The organism is Pseudomonas sp. GW456-12-1-14-TSB6, assembly GCF_059424205.1.
In genome coordinates this window covers 17,593-31,593 of sequence record NZ_JBWKZE010000047.1, presented here as the reverse complement: position 1 = coordinate 31,593, position 14,001 = coordinate 17,593, and the positions used below count along the sequence as shown (strand labels likewise).

Here is a 14,001-nt window from a genome sequence, read left to right as displayed (position 1 = left end):
CCGCGTCCCTGCGGCAAGGGACGCGGAGCGTCCCGGGCTGCATTCCCACGCAGAGCGTGGGAACGATCATGTCGTTCTGCGTGGGAACGACCCCGCGCAAACCACCGCTCGTCCCCTCTCCCGCCCCGCAGTTGAAATCCTCTCCACCACCCCCATATGAATGGGCATAAGGCATTTTCGCCCCGCAGTGTGGAGACTCTTCCCTTGACCACCATCGTTTCAGTCCGCCGCCACGGCAAAGTCGTCATGGGCGGCGACGGCCAGGTTTCTCTCGGCAATACCGTGATGAAAGGCAACGCGAAGAAAGTTCGTCGCCTGTACCACGGCGAAGTCATCGCCGGTTTCGCCGGTGCCACCGCCGACGCCTTCACCTTGTTCGAACGTTTCGAAGGCCAGCTCGAGAAACACCAGGGCCACCTGATCCGCGCCGCCGTCGAACTCGCCAAAGAATGGCGCACCGACCGTTCCCTGAGCCGCCTCGAAGCGATGCTCGCGGTCGCCAACAAGGACGCCTCGCTGATCATCACCGGCAACGGTGACGTGGTCGAACCCGAAGACGGCCTGATCGCCATGGGTTCCGGTGGTGCCTATGCGCAAGCCGCCGCCAGCGCCCTGCTGAAGAAGACCGATCTGTCGGCCCGCGAAATCGTCGAGACCGCTCTCGGCATCGCCGGCGACATCTGTGTATTCACCAACCACACCCAGACCATTGAGGAGCAGGATCTCGCTGAATAAGCCTGACGCGGCCCCAGTGCCACGGCTTGTTTCTGCTTGAGGACCGTCAATTATTATGTCCATGACTCCCCGCGAAATCGTCCACGAACTCAACCGCCACATCATCGGCCAGGACGATGCCAAGCGCGCCGTCGCGATTGCCCTGCGCAACCGCTGGCGCCGCATGCAGCTGCCTGAAGAGCTGCGCGTTGAAGTGACCCCGAAGAACATCCTGATGATCGGCCCGACCGGTGTCGGTAAAACCGAGATCGCCCGTCGTCTGGCCAAGCTGGCCAACGCACCGTTCATCAAGGTCGAAGCGACCAAATTCACCGAAGTCGGCTACGTCGGCCGTGACGTCGAATCGATCATCCGTGATCTGGCCGATGCCGCGATCAAGATGCTGCGCGAGCAGGAAATGACCCGCGTTCGCCACCGCGCCGAAGACGCCGCCGAGGACCGTATCCTCGACGCCCTGCTGCCACCGGCACGCATGGGCTTCAGCAATGAAGAAGCGCCGACCCAGGATTCCAACACCCGCCAGCTGTTCCGCAAACGCCTGCGCGAAGGTCAGCTGGACGACAAGGAAATCGAGATCGAAGTCGCCGAAATGGCCGGCATCGAGATCGCCACGCCTCCGGGCATGGAAGAAATGACCAACCAGTTGCAGAACCTGTTCGCCAACATGGGCAAGGGCAAGAAGAAGGCCCGCAAGCTCAAGGTCAAGGAAGCGCTGAAACTGGTACGCGACGAAGAAGCCGGTCGCCTGGTCAACGAAGAAGAGTTGAAGGCCAAGGCTCTGGAAGCCGTCGAGCAGCACGGCATCGTGTTCATCGACGAAATCGACAAGGTCGCCAAGCGCGGCAATGTCGGCGGCGCCGATGTGTCCCGCGAGGGCGTGCAACGTGACCTGCTGCCGCTGATCGAAGGCTGCACCGTCAACACCAAGCTGGGCATGGTCAAGACCGACCACATCCTGTTCATCGCCTCCGGTGCGTTCCACCTGAGCAAGCCGAGCGATCTGGTGCCGGAGCTGCAAGGCCGTCTGCCGATCCGTGTGGAACTCAAGGCCCTGAGCCCGCAGGACTTCGAACGCATCCTCAGCGAACCGCACGCCTCGCTCACCGAGCAATACTGCGCGCTGCTGAAAACCGAAGGCCTGAACATCCAGTTCCAGCCGGAAGGCATCAAGCGTCTGGCGGAGATCGCCTGGCAGGTCAACGAGAAGACCGAGAACATCGGTGCCCGTCGCCTGCACACGCTGCTCGAGCGTCTGCTGGAAGAGGTGTCGTTCAGTGCCGGCGACCTGGCCAGCGCCCACGACGACAAGGCGATCGAGATCGACGCCGAATACGTCAACAGCCACCTGGGCGAATTGGCGCAGAACGAAGACCTGTCCCGTTATATTCTGTAGAGCTGCCAGCTCCGAGCTACAAGCGGCAAGCTGAGTTAAGCTTGCCGCTTGTAGCTTGCAGCTAAAGGCTTTTTTCTATGCTTCCCACCGACATCAAACTGCACAAAGCCTCGAAAACCCTGTCGCTCAAATACGCGTCCGGCGAGGAATACACCCTGCCCGCCGAATTCCTGCGCGTGCACTCCCCCTCCGCCGAGGTCCAGGGCCACGGCAAACCGATCCTGCAATTCGGCAAGCTGCACGTCGGCCTGACCAAAGTAGAACCGGCCGGTCAGTACGCACTGAAACTGACCTTCGACGACGGTCACGACAGCGGCCTGTTCACCTGGGATTACCTGTACGAGCTAGGGCGACGTCATGACGCACTCTGGGCCGATTATCTGGCCGAACTCAAAGCCGCCGGCAAAACCCGCGACCCGGACCAGTCCGTCGTCAAGCTGATGCTCTAGTCCGCGCCTCGGACTGTTTAGAGGGCATTTTCTAGATTCATCTGTTTGAATGCTCCGCTAAAGCGGCCCGGGATCGGCTGCTTGCGAAAAAAATCAATCTCGGGTAACCAATGGAACTGGCAAGTTCCCTGCAGTGCTCTACGACTGTAAAGCAGCTATGCAGAATCAACGGTCACCCGAGCAGTAGTACCTGGCATTGGCTGTGGAACTGCACAGCAGAAAACCGGGTACTCGTCTCAGGACAATGGAGCGTCGTAGATGAGTAACAAGAATAACGATGATTTGAAGTACCAGGCCTCGGAGAACACCCTGGGGCTGAATCCTGTCGTTGGGCTACGCGGAAAGGATCTGCTGGCCTCTGCTCGAATGGTGCTGACCCAGGCCATCAAACAACCTATCCATAGTGTCAAACACGTCACCCAGTTCGGCCTTGAACTGAAGAACGTGCTGTTCGGCAAATCAGATCTGCAACCGGCGGGCGATGACCGTCGCTTCGTCGATCCGGCGTGGAGTCAGAACCCGCTGTACAAACGTTATCTGCAAACCTATCTGGCGTGGCGCAAGGAACTCCATGCCTGGATCGACGACAGCAGCCTCTCGCCCAAGGACATCGCGCGCGGCCACTTCGTGATCAACCTGATGACCGAGGCCATGGCGCCGACCAACACGGCGGCCAACCCGGCGGCGGTTAAACGCTTCTTCGAGACCGGCGGCAAGAGCCTGCTCGACGGCCTCTCGCACCTGGCCAAGGATCTGGTGCACAACGGCGGCATGCCGAGCCAGGTCAACATGGGCGCGTTCGAGGTCGGCAAGAGCCTGGGTGTGACCGAAGGCGCGGTGGTGTTTCGCAACGACGTGCTGGAGCTGATCCAGTACAAGCCGATCACCGAACAAGTGCACGAGCGCCCGCTGCTGGTGGTGCCGCCGCAGATCAACAAGTTTTACGTATTCGATTTGAGCCCGGACAAGAGCCTGGCGCGCTTCTGCCTGCGCAACAATGTGCAGACCTTCATCGTCAGCTGGCGCAACCCGACCAAGGAACAGCGCGAGTGGGGCCTTTCCACCTACATCGAGGCCCTGAAGGAAGCGGTCGATGTGGTCACCGCGATCACCGGCAGCAAGGACGTCAACATGCTCGGCGCCTGCTCCGGCGGCATCACCTGCACCGCCCTGCTCGGCCACTACGCGGCGATCGGCGAGAACAAGGTCAACGCCCTGACCCTGCTGGTCAGCGTGCTCGATACAACGCTGGACAGCGACGTCGCGCTCTTCGTCGACGAGCAGACCCTGGAGACCGCCAAGCGCCATTCGTACCAGGCCGGCGTGCTCGAAGGCAAAGACATGGCCAAGGTCTTCGCCTGGATGCGCCCGAATGACCTGATCTGGAACTACTGGGTCAACAACTACCTGCTCGGCAACGAACCGCCGGTGTTCGACATCCTGTTCTGGAACAACGATACGACTCGACTGCCGGCCGCGTTCCACGGCGACCTGATCGAGATGTTCAAAAACAACCCACTGATCCGCCCCAATGCACTGGAAGTGTGCGGCACGCCGATCGACCTCAAGCAGGTGACCGCCGACATTTTCTCGCTGGCGGGCACCAACGACCACATCACGCCGTGGAAGTCCTGCTACAAGTCAGCGCAGCTGTTTGGTGGCAAGGTGGAATTCGTGCTGTCCAGCAGCGGGCATATCCAGAGCATTCTGAACCCGCCGGGCAACCCGAAATCGCGCTACATGACCAGCGACGAAATGACCGCCAATGCCGATGACTGGCAGGAAAACTCGACCAAGCACGCCGACTCCTGGTGGCTGTACTGGCAGGCGTGGCAGGCGGCCCGTTCGGGCGAATTGAAGAAAGCACCAACGAAACTGGGCAACAAGGCGTATCCGGCAGGCGAAGCTTCACCGGGCACTTACGTTCACGAGCGGTAACCGACACACCTCACTCCCTTTCGGGAGTGAGGTGAACACTGAGATTGCGACCCACAGGGCCTTGAAGCATGCCGCACCCGTTCATCTTTCGAACCGTCGAGCTGGATGGCCAGACCATCCGCACGGCGGTCCGCCCCGGCAAGCCTCACTTGACGCCCTTGCTGATATTCAACGGCATCGGCGCCAACCTGGAGCTGGTGTTTCCTTTTGTCGCGGCGCTGGATCCGGACCTGGAAGTGATCGCCTTCGACGTGCCCGGTGTCGGTGGCTCTTCGACGCCGAGCCGGCCGTATCGCTTTCCCGGGCTGGCGAAACTCACCGCGCGGATGCTCGATTACCTCGACTACGGACAGGTCAACGTGATCGGCGTGTCCTGGGGTGGCGCGCTGGCGCAGCAGTTCGCCTACGACTATCCCGAGCGCTGCAAGAAGCTGGTGCTGGCAGCGACCGCTGCCGGTGCAGTGATGGTGCCGGGCAAGCCGAAGGTGCTGTGGATGATGGCCAGCCCACGGCGCTACATCCAGCCGTCCCATGTGATCCGTATCGCCCCGATGATCTACGGCGGCTCGTTCCGCCGCGACCCGACACTCGCCGCCAGCCATGCGGCCAAGGTGCGTTCGGCGGGCAAGCTCGGTTACTACTGGCAACTGTTCGCGGGCCTGGGCTGGACCAGCATTCACTGGCTGCACAAGATTCACCAGCCGACGCTGGTATTGGCCGGTGATGACGATCCGCTGATCCCGCTGATCAACATGCGCATGCTCGCCTGGCGCATCCCCAACGCGCAGCTGCACATCATCGACGACGGGCATCTGTTCCTGATTACCCGAGCCGAGGCGGTGGCGCCGATCATCATGAAATTCCTCCAGGAGGAACGTCAGCGTGCGGTGATGCATCCGCACCCGACACCGCTGGGCGGATAACCGCCCCGGCACGGATTTCTGGAGAGCGTCTTGCAGCGCTTCCGGACAGGTGCGTGGCAGGGAGCCGGCGCAGGCAACAACCCGCAACAGCGTCTATGGTGTTCTGGTTCGGTGTGTTTGTTTTTGGCCTGAAGACGAAGGAGTGTTGAGTCATGCGTGACAAACCAGCGACGGGCGTCGTGCCCAGCCCCGCCGTGTTCATCAATGCACAGAGTGCCATGACCGGTCTGCGCGGCCGGGACCTGATCTCGACCTTGCGCAACGTTGCAGCCCACGGGCTGCGCAATCCGATCCACAGTGCAAAACACGCCTTGAAGCTGGGAGGCGCGCTCGGACGCGTGCTGCTCGGCGAAACCCTGCACCCGACCAATCCGCAGGACAGCCGCTTCGCCGATCCGGCGTGGAGCCTGAACCCGTTCTACCGGCGCAGCCTGCAGGCTTATCTGGCCTGGCAGAAACAGGTCAAGAGCTGGATCGACGAGAGCAGCATGAGCGACGACGACCGCGCCCGCGCGCACTTCGCCTTCACCCTGCTCAACGACGCCGTGGCGCCCTCCAACACCCTGCTCAATCCGCTGGCGGTGAAGGAGCTGTTCAACTCCGGCGGCCACAGTCTGGTGCGCGGTCTCAGCCATCTGTTCGATGATCTGCTGCACAACGACGGCCTGCCACGCCAGGTGACCAAACAGGCTTTCGAAGTCGGCAAGACCGTCGCCACCACCACAGGATCAGTGGTGTTTCGCAACGAAATGCTCGAGCTGATCCAGTACCGGCCGATGAGCGAAAAACAGTATTCGAAACCGCTGCTGGTGGTGCCGCCGCAAATCAACAAGTACTACATTTTCGACCTCAGCCCGAGCAACAGCTTCGTCCAGTTCGCCCTGAAGAACGGTTTACAGACCTTCATGATCAGCTGGCGCAACCCGGATGTGCGGCATCGCGAATGGGGCCTGTCGACCTATGTCGAAGCCGTGGAAGAAGCGATGAACATTTGCCGGGCGATCACCGGCGCCCGCGAGGTCAACCTGATGGGCGCCTGCGCCGGCGGGCTGACCATCGCGGCGCTGCAAGGGCATCTGCAGGCCAAGCGGCAGTTGCGACGAGTCTCCAGCGCCACCTATCTGGTGAGCCTGCTCGACAGTGAAATGAACACCCCGGCCACCCTGTTCGCCGATGAGCAAACGCTCGAAGCGGCCAAGCGGCGCTCCTATCAGAAAGGCGTGCTGGAGGGTCGCGACATGGCCAAGGTGTTCGCCTGGATGCGCCCCAACGATCTGATCTGGAGTTACTTCGTCAACAACTACCTGCTGGGCAAGGAGCCGCCGGCGTTCGATATCCTCTACTGGAACAACGACAGCACCCGCCTGCCCGCCGCGTTTCACGGCGACATTCTGGACTTCTTCAAGCACAACCCGTTGACCCATCCCGGTGGGCTGGAAGTGTGCGGCACGCCGATCGACCTGCAGAAGGTCACGGTCGACAGCTTCAGCGTGGCCGGCATGAACGACCACATCACGCCGTGGGACGCGGTGTATCGCTCGACGCTGTTGCTGGGCGGCGAGCGGCGCTTCGTGCTGTCCAACAGCGGCCACGTGCAGAGCATCCTCAACCCGCCAGGCAACCCGAAAGCCCATTACGTCGAGAACGGAAAGCTCAGCGGCGATCCGCGTGCCTGGTACTACGACGCCAAGAAAGTCGACGGCAGCTGGTGGCCGCAATGGCTGGAGTGGGTGCAGCAGCGCTCCGGCACCCTGCACGAAACCCAGATGACCCTCGGCAACGCCAATTACCCACCGATGGAAGCGGCACCCGGCACCTATGTGCGTGTGCGCTGACTGACTCAAGCCCTTTAAGAAGACTGGATGAAAACAAGTGAACGGATCCTCGAATGTGCCCTGCAGTTGTTCAACGAAAAGGGCGAGCCGAACGTCTCCACCATGGAGGTTGCCAATGAAATGGGGATCAGCCCCGGCAACCTCTACTACCACTTCCACGGCAAGGAGCCGCTGATTCTCGGACTGTTCGAGCGCTTCCAGAACGACCTCGCCCCGCTGCTCGACCCGCCCGCCGATGTCGAACTGGCGCCGGAGGATTACTGGCTGTTCCTGCACCTGATCGTCGAACGGCTGGCGCAGTACCGCTTCCTGTTCCAGGACCTGTCGAACCTGGCCGGCCGCCTGCCGAAACTGGCCAAGGGCATTCGCCAGTTCCTCAACGTGCTCAAGCGTACGCTGGCGTCGTTGCTGGCGCGGTTGAAGGCGTCGGGGCAGTTGGTCAGCGACACCCAGGCGCTGGGGCAACTGGTGGAGCAGATCACCATGACGCTGCTGTTCTCGCTGGACTATCAGCGGATTCTTGATCGCGAAGGGGAAGTGCGGCTGGTGGTGTACCAGATCATGATGCTGGTGGCGCCGCATCTGTTGCCGCCGGTGAAGGTGGCGACGGAGAGGATGGCTTTGCAGTATCTCGAAGATCACGAGTAATCCGACGGCTTTTACCCAAACAAAAACGCCCGACCTTCACAGGCCGGGCGTTTTTTTGAGCCCTGAAAAATCAGGACTGACTGGTTGGCGTCGACGGCGTCGATGCAGCAGTCGGAGCAGGCGCCGGGGTTGGGGCCGAGGCGGAGTTCGACGTGCTTGCCAGTGCTTGCGGTGTGGTCACCGGTTTTGGAGCAGCAGCTTTCGGCGCAGCGGCTTTCGGCGCGGCCGGTTTTTTCACTGCCGGTTTTTTCGCCGCAGCCGGTTTGGCGGCAGGCTTGGCAGCGGGTTTGGCGGCAGCGGTTTTCGCTGCTGGCTTGGCCGCCGGTTTGGCAGCTGGTTTTGCTGCCGTTTTTGCAGCTGGCTTGGCGGCGGCCTTGGCGGCAACCGGTTTGGCCGCGGCTTTCGCTGCAGGCTTGGCGGCAGCGGTTTTGGCTGCTGGTTTGGCAGCGGCTTTAGCCAGTGGCTTGGCAGCGGTTTTGGCCGCAGGCTTGGCTGCTGCGGTTTTGGCCGAGACAGGCTGGGCTTTCAGGCCGGTAAGTTTTTCGATCTGCCTTGTCAGGGTATCGACCTTCTTGTGCAGATCCTTCACCTCGTTGCGGCTCGGTACGCCCAGGCGCGAAATCGCACTGTTCAGGCGCTTGTCGAAAGCCCCCTCCAGCTGATCCCAGGTGCCCAGTGCGCGATCTTTCACGCCGCTGATACGCGATTTTGCCGAGCTTGCAGAGTCCTTGGCAGCATCGACTTTCTTGCCGACTGCAGCCTTGGTGAGCTTCTCGGCTTTCTCGCCGTCTTTGACCAATGTATCGAAGAGCTTGCTGCCGTCAGTGTCGATCTTCGAGTACACGCCTAAACCAGCCAGCCAGATCTTGCGGGAATAGTCTTCGACTTTTCCGATCCACGAGCTGCCTTCTTTATCGGTGTTCTTTTTACCAGCCATCCCGTTCTCCTTAAGATTTACGCGCGACGCGTTCGAGCAATGCCGTCAGCTCATCGAGCTTAGCAGAGAGTGTCTCAACGTCATGTTTAGACGGAATGCCGATACGATTCAAGGCACTGGCGACACGTGTGTCGAACGCCTTCTCGACCTTGTCGAGCTGAACTTCGACCCGGCCTTTGAAGGAGCTGACTTCGCTCTTGGCTTCATCGATCTCGGCGTTGGCCGCTTCGAGTTTTTCGGTGACGGCTTTTTTGCCTTTCTTTTCAACAGTTTGACCAGCCTTGATCAACTCCTGAAAGTACTCGCTGCCCTCCTGACCGACCTTGGTGTAGGCACCCAGGCCTGCCAGCCAGATCTTGCGGGCATAGGATTTGACGTCGCTCAGAGCGGAAGTCGAAGCGTCGATTTTTTTCTTCAAAATGACTTTGGCCATGGTGCACCTCACGCGCAGAAGGTTTGAGGAACTGCCCTGACGAGTGTCGGGCTCAGGCACAAAGTAGGGAGAAAAATTAGAAACGGCACCCTAACAACTGACATAAAAGGCAGGTGCAGGAGAAAAAAACGGGGAGCCCGAAGCTCCCCGTTTTGTCCTGATCAGACCAGCGCTTTATCCAGCGCCTTTTCGATCTCGGCTTTGATCATGCCGCTCATGGCCGACATCATCAGGCCCAGTTCCACGTCGACCCGGATCGAATCCTCGGCCACATGCACCGCGCCCTTCACGCCCGAACGCTTGAGGTTCAGGACATCGCCCGACCACTGCGGCTCCAGGCCATATTGATCGGAGAGTTTCTGCGCCAGTTTGTCGGCTTTCTCGCGGGCCGCTTCCTTGCCCAGGCTGTGGGCACGCTCAACACTGATATGGGCCATTGAATGACTCCTGCTTTTTGAATGGGGCTATGAATGCCTGCAACGAATCTTGACCGCCACTGCGGCAAATCGTCCCGAAGGTTGCCCATCTTACCTTTAGCCATTCCAAGACAAAGCATGGCTTGGGGATTAGAATGTCGCGCATTCTCTTTTGGTGACAGCGATATGACTGATCAGCGCAAAGGCAGCGATGCCGAACCCACCACTCACTTCGGCTTCAAAAACGTTCCGGAAAGCCAGAAAGCGGAAAAAGTCGCTGAGGTGTTCCACTCCGTGGCCGCCAAGTACGACCTGATGAACGACCTTCTGTCGGGCGGCATGCACCGTCTGTGGAAGCGTTTCGCGATCGAACTGTCGGGCGTGCGCGCCGGCAACCGCGTGCTGGACATCGCCGGTGGCACGGGCGACCTGACCAAAAAGTTCTCGCATCTGGTCGGCCCGACCGGTCAAGTGGTTCTCGCGGACATCAACGAATCCATGCTCAAGGTCGGCCGTGACCGCCTGCTGGACGTCGGTGTTTCGGGCAACGTCGAGTTCGTCCAGGCCGACGCTGAAAAGCTGCCGTTCCCGGACAACCATTTCGACTGCGTGACCATCGCCTTCGGCCTGCGCAACGTGACGCACAAGGAAGACGCCCTGCGCTCGATGCTGCGCGTACTCAAGCCGGGCGGTCGTCTGCTGGTGCTGGAATTTTCCAAGCCGACCAACGCGCTGATGTCCAAGGCCTACGACGCCTACTCGTTCGCCTTCATGCCGCTGATGGGCAAGCTGATCACTAACGACTCGGAAAGCTATCGCTACCTGGCTGAATCGATCCGCATGCACCCGAATCAGGAAACTTTGAAGTCGATGATGGTCGACGCCGGTTTCGATCGCGTGACCTATCACAACATGACCGCAGGCATCGTCGCCCTGCACCGCGGCATCAAACCCTGATGCTGCTGACCGGGCTGCTCGCCAGCGTCGAACTCGGCCTCAACCGCGTGCTGCGTCTCGACAGCACGGCGCTGCCGCGACTGGCGCACCTGACCGGCAAAGTGATTGCCGTGGATTGCCGCAGCCCGGCGCTGCAACTGTTCATTCTGCCGAGCGACGAAGGCCTGATGCTGGCATCCCACTGGGAAACCGGCGTCGACTGCACCCTGCGCGCCCCAGCCTCGAGTCTGGTGAAACTGGCCCTGAGCAAGGACAAGACGGCGGTGCTGCACGCGCCGGAAGTCGAACTCGACGGCGACAGCGGCGTGCTGCTGGAGCTGGCGGGCGTGCTGCAGGATCTGGAGCTGGACTGGGAGTACGAACTCTCGCGCTGGCTGGGACCTGTCGCCACGCAACTGGTCGGCGGCCACCTGCGCAGCCGCGCCCGCTGGTATCAACAAGGATTTGCCAGCCTCAACCAGAACCTCGCCGAATACCTGGCCGAAGAATCGCGCACCCTCGTCGGGCAGCGCGAAGCCGAAGCCCGTTTCAGCGAACTGGACCGGATCAAACTCGATCTGGAACGTCTCGAGGCGCGCTTCGAGCGCCTTTCCCGATCCCTCGACCCAAGCGATAACGCATGAAGCTGCTCGCCGTCCGCCGTCTGTTGCGCATCCAGCGCGTCGTGATCCGCTACCGCCTCGATGACCTGCTGTTCGACCTGCCTTTGCCGTGGTTCCTGCTGGCGCTGCGCTATGTCCTGCCTTGGCGCTGGTTCCCGCGCAAGCCGCTGGACCTGAGCCGTGGCGCACGCCTGCGCCTGGCGTTGCAGGACCTGGGGCCGATCTTCATCAAGTTCGGGCAGATCCTTTCGACCCGCCGCGACCTGCTGCCGGAAGACATCGCCGATGAGCTGATGCGGTTGCAGGACCGCGTGCCGCCGTTCGATTCGCAGCTGTCGGTCAAATTGATCGAAGAACAACTGGGCAAGAAGATCAGCGAAGTGTTCAGCCGCTTCGACGTCGAACCGCTGGCCTCGGCCTCGGTGGCGCAGGTACACGCCGCGCAACTGAAGACTGGCGAAGAAGTGGTGGTCAAGGTGATCCGCCCGGGTCTGAAACCGATCATCGCCCAGGATCTGGCGTGGCTGTTCATCCTCGCCCGCGCCGCCGAAAAAGTCTCCGCCGACGCCCGTCTGCTGCACCCGGTGGACGTGGTCAGCGACTACGAAAAAACCATCTACGACGAACTCGACCTGTTGCGCGAGGCAGCCAACGCCAGCCAGTTGAAGCGCAACTTCGAAGGCTCGCCACTGCTCTACGTGCCGCAAGTCTATTGGGACTGGTGCCGGCCGAAAGTGCTGGTGATGGAGCGCATCTACGGGATTCAGGTGACCGATCTGGCGACCCTCGCCGACCAGCGCACCGACATGAAAATGCTCGCCGAGCGCGGCGTGGAGATCTTCTTCACCCAGGTGTTTCGCGACAGTTTCTTCCACGCCGACATGCACCCGGGCAACATCTTCGTCAGCACCGTCAACCCGTGGAGCCCGCAGTACATCGCGATCGACTGCGGCATCGTCGGCAGCCTGACCCCGGAAGACCAGGATTATCTGGCGCGCAACCTGTTCGCCTTCTTCAAGCGCGACTACCGCCGCGTGGCGCAATTGCACATCGATTCGGGCTGGGTGCCGGCGGAAACCAAATTGAATGAATTCGAAGCGGCGATCCGTACCGTGTGCGAGCCGATCTTCGAAAAACCATTAAAAGATATTTCATTTGGCCAGGTGCTGATGCGCCTGTTCCAGACCGCGCGCCGCTTCAACATGGAAGTGCAGCCGCAACTCGTATTGCTGCAAAAGACCCTGCTGAACATCGAAGGCCTGGGCCGTCAGCTGTACCCGGACCTCGATCTGTGGAACACCGCGCAGCCGTTCCTCGAACGCTGGATGCGCGAGCGCGTCAGCCCGAAAGCCTTGCTCGGCAACGTCCAGAGCCAGTTCGAACAACTGCCGCACCTGGCCAACATGGCCCGCGATCTGCTCGAACGCATGTCCCAACCCCACGCCAACGACCCGCCACCGCCGTGGAAAAAGCGCAAGGACGACTGGTTCCTGCGCCTGCTCGGCAGCGCCCATCTGGCAGGCGGTACGATCCTCGCCGCCGGGGGCCCGATGCACGAACTGGGGCATTGGCCCGCTGGGATCATGGTGGCCGTCGGCTTGTATCTGGTCGTTCGCCGATAGCCAGTTCCGTGATCGGCTGGCACACTGTTTCAACGCCTGAGCCCGACTATTGAAGTGTGGGTTCGCTGTCGGAGTCGAAGATGAAAAACTGGCTGGACGAGATCAAGTGGGACGCCGATGGCCTGGTGCCGGCGATTGCTCAGGATCACAAGACCGGACGCGTATTGATGATGGCCTGGATGAACCGCGAAGCCCTGGAGCTGACCGCGGCGGAAAACCGTGCCATCTATTGGTCACGTTCCCGTGGCAAGCTGTGGCGCAAGGGCGAAGAGTCCGGCCATGTACAGACGCTGCATGAAATGCGTCTGGACTGCGACGCCGACGTCATCATCCTGATGGTCGAACAGATCGGCGACATCGCTTGCCATACCGGCCGTCAAAGCTGCTTCTACCGCGTCTTCGAAAACGGCGACTGGAAAACGGTCGACCCGGTCCTGAAAGACCCGCACGCCATCTATTCCGCAGGACACAAACATGAGTGACACTCTGACCCGCCTTGCTCAGGTGCTGGAAGAGCGCAAAGGCGCAGCCGCCGACAGCTCGTATGTCGCCAGTCTGTACCACAAGGGTCTGAACAAGATTCTGGAGAAAGTCGGCGAAGAATCGGTCGAAACGATCATTGCCGCCAAGGACGCCGCCATCAGCGGCGACTGCAGCGACGTGATCTACGAGACCGCCGACCTGTGGTTCCACAGCATGGTCATGCTTGCCCAGCTGGGGCAGCATCCGCAGGCGGTGCTGGATGAACTGGATCGCCGTTTCGGCCTGTCCGGACACGTCGAGAAAGCCTCGCGCCCGTCCGCCTGAACAACTTCAAGAGAGGAACAGCAACATGGGCATTTTTGACTGGAAACACTGGATCGTCATCCTGGTGGTCGTGGTACTGGTGTTCGGTACCAAGAAACTTAAAAACCTTGGCACCGACGTCGGCGAATCGATCAAGGGCTTCCGTAAAGCCATGAACGACGACGAAAAACCGGCCGATCCGACCGTCACGCCTGCGCAACCGGTGCCGCCGGTTCAGCCGCAAGCCACCGCTCAGGCCAACCCGCCGCACACCATCGACGTGCAGGCGCAGAAAGTCGAAGAGCCGATCCGCAAAGACGTGTGAGC

General features: G+C 60.9%; 16 protein-coding genes. 13 read left to right on the top strand and 3 right to left on the bottom strand.

All coding sequences use genetic code 11. The annotated features are described in order from the left end of the window. The first annotated feature begins 204 nt into the window (after positions 1-204). The 7 genes from hslV (at position 205) to AC07Y2_RS27455 (ending at position 7,921) form a co-directional block, all read left to right on the top strand. Complete coding sequence (hslV, locus tag AC07Y2_RS27485; protein WP_039772440.1) at positions 205-735, top strand: ATP-dependent protease subunit HslV; 531 nt, start codon at positions 205-207, stop codon at positions 733-735. Between the two features lie 55 nt (positions 736-790). Then, complete coding sequence (gene hslU / locus AC07Y2_RS27480) at positions 791-2,128, top strand: ATP-dependent protease ATPase subunit HslU (protein WP_039772441.1); 1,338 nt, start codon at positions 791-793, stop codon at positions 2,126-2,128. Between the two features lie 77 nt (positions 2,129-2,205). After that, a complete protein-coding gene (locus tag AC07Y2_RS27475; protein WP_039772444.1) occupies positions 2,206-2,577 on the top strand; it encodes a gamma-butyrobetaine hydroxylase family protein in 372 nt (123 codons plus the stop codon). A gap of 258 nt (positions 2,578-2,835) precedes the next feature. Next, on the top strand, positions 2,836-4,515 hold the full coding sequence (gene phaC, locus AC07Y2_RS27470; RefSeq protein WP_039772445.1) for a class II poly(R)-hydroxyalkanoic acid synthase: 1,680 nt from the start codon (positions 2,836-2,838) through the stop codon (positions 4,513-4,515). A gap of 68 nt (positions 4,516-4,583) precedes the next feature. Continuing rightward, complete coding sequence (phaZ, locus tag AC07Y2_RS27465; RefSeq protein ID WP_007952412.1) at positions 4,584-5,438, top strand: poly(3-hydroxyalkanoate) depolymerase; 855 nt, start codon at positions 4,584-4,586, stop codon at positions 5,436-5,438. A gap of 152 nt (positions 5,439-5,590) precedes the next feature. After that, the gene (gene phaC / locus AC07Y2_RS27460) at positions 5,591-7,273 is read left to right on the top strand and encodes a class II poly(R)-hydroxyalkanoic acid synthase (RefSeq protein WP_039772447.1); all 1,683 of its coding nucleotides are present in this window, start codon (positions 5,591-5,593) and stop codon (positions 7,271-7,273) included. 27 nt (positions 7,274-7,300) lie between these two features. Beyond that, complete coding sequence (locus tag AC07Y2_RS27455; protein ID WP_007952414.1) at positions 7,301-7,921, top strand: TetR/AcrR family transcriptional regulator; 621 nt, start codon at positions 7,301-7,303, stop codon at positions 7,919-7,921. A gap of 70 nt (positions 7,922-7,991) precedes the next feature. Here the strand turns inward: AC07Y2_RS27455 and AC07Y2_RS27450 are convergent, their stop codons facing one another. The 3 genes from AC07Y2_RS27450 to AC07Y2_RS27440 form a co-directional block, all read right to left on the bottom strand. Next, positions 7,992-8,858 (bottom strand): phasin family protein, encoded by an 867-nt coding sequence (locus AC07Y2_RS27450; protein WP_039772449.1) that lies wholly within the window; start codon positions 8,856-8,858, stop codon positions 7,992-7,994. Positions 8,859-8,868: 10 nt separating this feature from the next. Continuing rightward, positions 8,869-9,291: a phasin family protein gene (locus AC07Y2_RS27445; RefSeq protein ID WP_039772451.1), complete on the bottom strand. Its 423-nt coding sequence runs from the start codon at positions 9,289-9,291 to the stop codon at positions 8,869-8,871. Between the two features lie 161 nt (positions 9,292-9,452). Beyond that, positions 9,453-9,728 carry a polyhydroxyalkanoic acid system family protein gene (locus AC07Y2_RS27440; protein WP_007952417.1) on the bottom strand — a complete coding sequence of 92 codons (276 nt, stop codon included), beginning with the start codon at positions 9,726-9,728 and terminating at the stop codon, positions 9,453-9,455. A gap of 165 nt (positions 9,729-9,893) precedes the next feature. On the opposite strand from AC07Y2_RS27440, the gene ubiE reads away from it, so the two are divergent. From ubiE to AC07Y2_RS27410, 6 genes are all read left to right on the top strand, one after another. Continuing rightward, complete coding sequence (ubiE, locus tag AC07Y2_RS27435) at positions 9,894-10,664, top strand: bifunctional demethylmenaquinone methyltransferase/2-methoxy-6-polyprenyl-1,4-benzoquinol methylase UbiE (protein ID WP_007952418.1); 771 nt, start codon at positions 9,894-9,896, stop codon at positions 10,662-10,664. Continuing rightward, positions 10,664-11,287, top strand: a complete 624-nt coding sequence (locus tag AC07Y2_RS27430) for a ubiquinone biosynthesis accessory factor UbiJ (RefSeq protein WP_007952419.1) — start codon at positions 10,664-10,666, stop codon at positions 11,285-11,287. Before ubiE ends, AC07Y2_RS27430 begins: the two co-directional genes overlap by 1 nt. Next, the gene (gene ubiB / locus AC07Y2_RS27425; protein WP_039772455.1) at positions 11,284-12,888 is read left to right on the top strand and encodes a ubiquinone biosynthesis regulatory protein kinase UbiB; all 1,605 of its coding nucleotides are present in this window, start codon (positions 11,284-11,286) and stop codon (positions 12,886-12,888) included. The genes AC07Y2_RS27430 and ubiB overlap by 4 nt, the downstream gene beginning before the upstream one ends. 80 nt (positions 12,889-12,968) lie before the next feature. After that, positions 12,969-13,370, top strand: coding sequence for a phosphoribosyl-AMP cyclohydrolase (gene hisI, locus AC07Y2_RS27420; protein WP_007909357.1), 402 nt, complete (start codon positions 12,969-12,971; stop codon positions 13,368-13,370). Continuing rightward, a complete protein-coding gene (locus AC07Y2_RS27415) occupies positions 13,363-13,695 on the top strand; it encodes a phosphoribosyl-ATP diphosphatase (RefSeq protein WP_003220849.1) in 333 nt (110 codons plus the stop codon). The genes hisI and AC07Y2_RS27415 overlap by 8 nt, the downstream gene beginning before the upstream one ends. A 25-nt stretch (positions 13,696-13,720) precedes the next feature. Next, positions 13,721-13,999 (top strand): twin-arginine translocase TatA/TatE family subunit, encoded by a 279-nt coding sequence (locus AC07Y2_RS27410; protein WP_007952423.1) that lies wholly within the window; start codon positions 13,721-13,723, stop codon positions 13,997-13,999. Positions 14,000-14,001: the final 2 nt, after the last annotated feature.

Excerpts from the sequence above, each read along its gene's own strand:
- ubiE (WP_007952418.1), top strand. The coding sequence starts at position 9,894 with ATGACTGATCAGCGCAAAGGCAGCGATGCCGAACCCACCACTCACTTC.
- AC07Y2_RS27455 (WP_007952414.1), top strand. The coding sequence starts at position 7,301 with ATGAAAACAAGTGAACGGATCCTCGAATGTGCCCTGCAGTTGTTCAAC.
- AC07Y2_RS27440 (WP_007952417.1), bottom strand. The coding sequence starts at position 9,728 with ATGGCCCATATCAGTGTTGAGCGTGCCCACAGCCTGGGCAAGGAAGCG.
- hslU (WP_039772441.1), top strand. The coding sequence starts at position 791 with ATGTCCATGACTCCCCGCGAAATCGTCCACGAACTCAACCGCCACATC.
- ubiB (WP_039772455.1), top strand. The coding sequence starts at position 11,284 with ATGAAGCTGCTCGCCGTCCGCCGTCTGTTGCGCATCCAGCGCGTCGTG.
- AC07Y2_RS27415 (WP_003220849.1), top strand. The coding sequence starts at position 13,363 with ATGAGTGACACTCTGACCCGCCTTGCTCAGGTGCTGGAAGAGCGCAAA.
- AC07Y2_RS27475 (WP_039772444.1), top strand. The coding sequence starts at position 2,206 with ATGCTTCCCACCGACATCAAACTGCACAAAGCCTCGAAAACCCTGTCG.
- phaZ (WP_007952412.1), top strand. The coding sequence starts at position 4,584 with ATGCCGCACCCGTTCATCTTTCGAACCGTCGAGCTGGATGGCCAGACC.
- AC07Y2_RS27410 (WP_007952423.1), top strand. The coding sequence starts at position 13,721 with ATGGGCATTTTTGACTGGAAACACTGGATCGTCATCCTGGTGGTCGTG.
- AC07Y2_RS27445 (WP_039772451.1), bottom strand. The coding sequence starts at position 9,291 with ATGGCCAAAGTCATTTTGAAGAAAAAAATCGACGCTTCGACTTCCGCT.
- AC07Y2_RS27450 (WP_039772449.1), bottom strand. The coding sequence starts at position 8,858 with ATGGCTGGTAAAAAGAACACCGATAAAGAAGGCAGCTCGTGGATCGGA.
- phaC (WP_039772447.1), top strand. The coding sequence starts at position 5,591 with ATGCGTGACAAACCAGCGACGGGCGTCGTGCCCAGCCCCGCCGTGTTC.
- AC07Y2_RS27430 (WP_007952419.1), top strand. The coding sequence starts at position 10,664 with ATGCTGCTGACCGGGCTGCTCGCCAGCGTCGAACTCGGCCTCAACCGC.
- phaC (WP_039772445.1), top strand. The coding sequence starts at position 2,836 with ATGAGTAACAAGAATAACGATGATTTGAAGTACCAGGCCTCGGAGAAC.
- hisI (WP_007909357.1), top strand. The coding sequence starts at position 12,969 with ATGAAAAACTGGCTGGACGAGATCAAGTGGGACGCCGATGGCCTGGTG.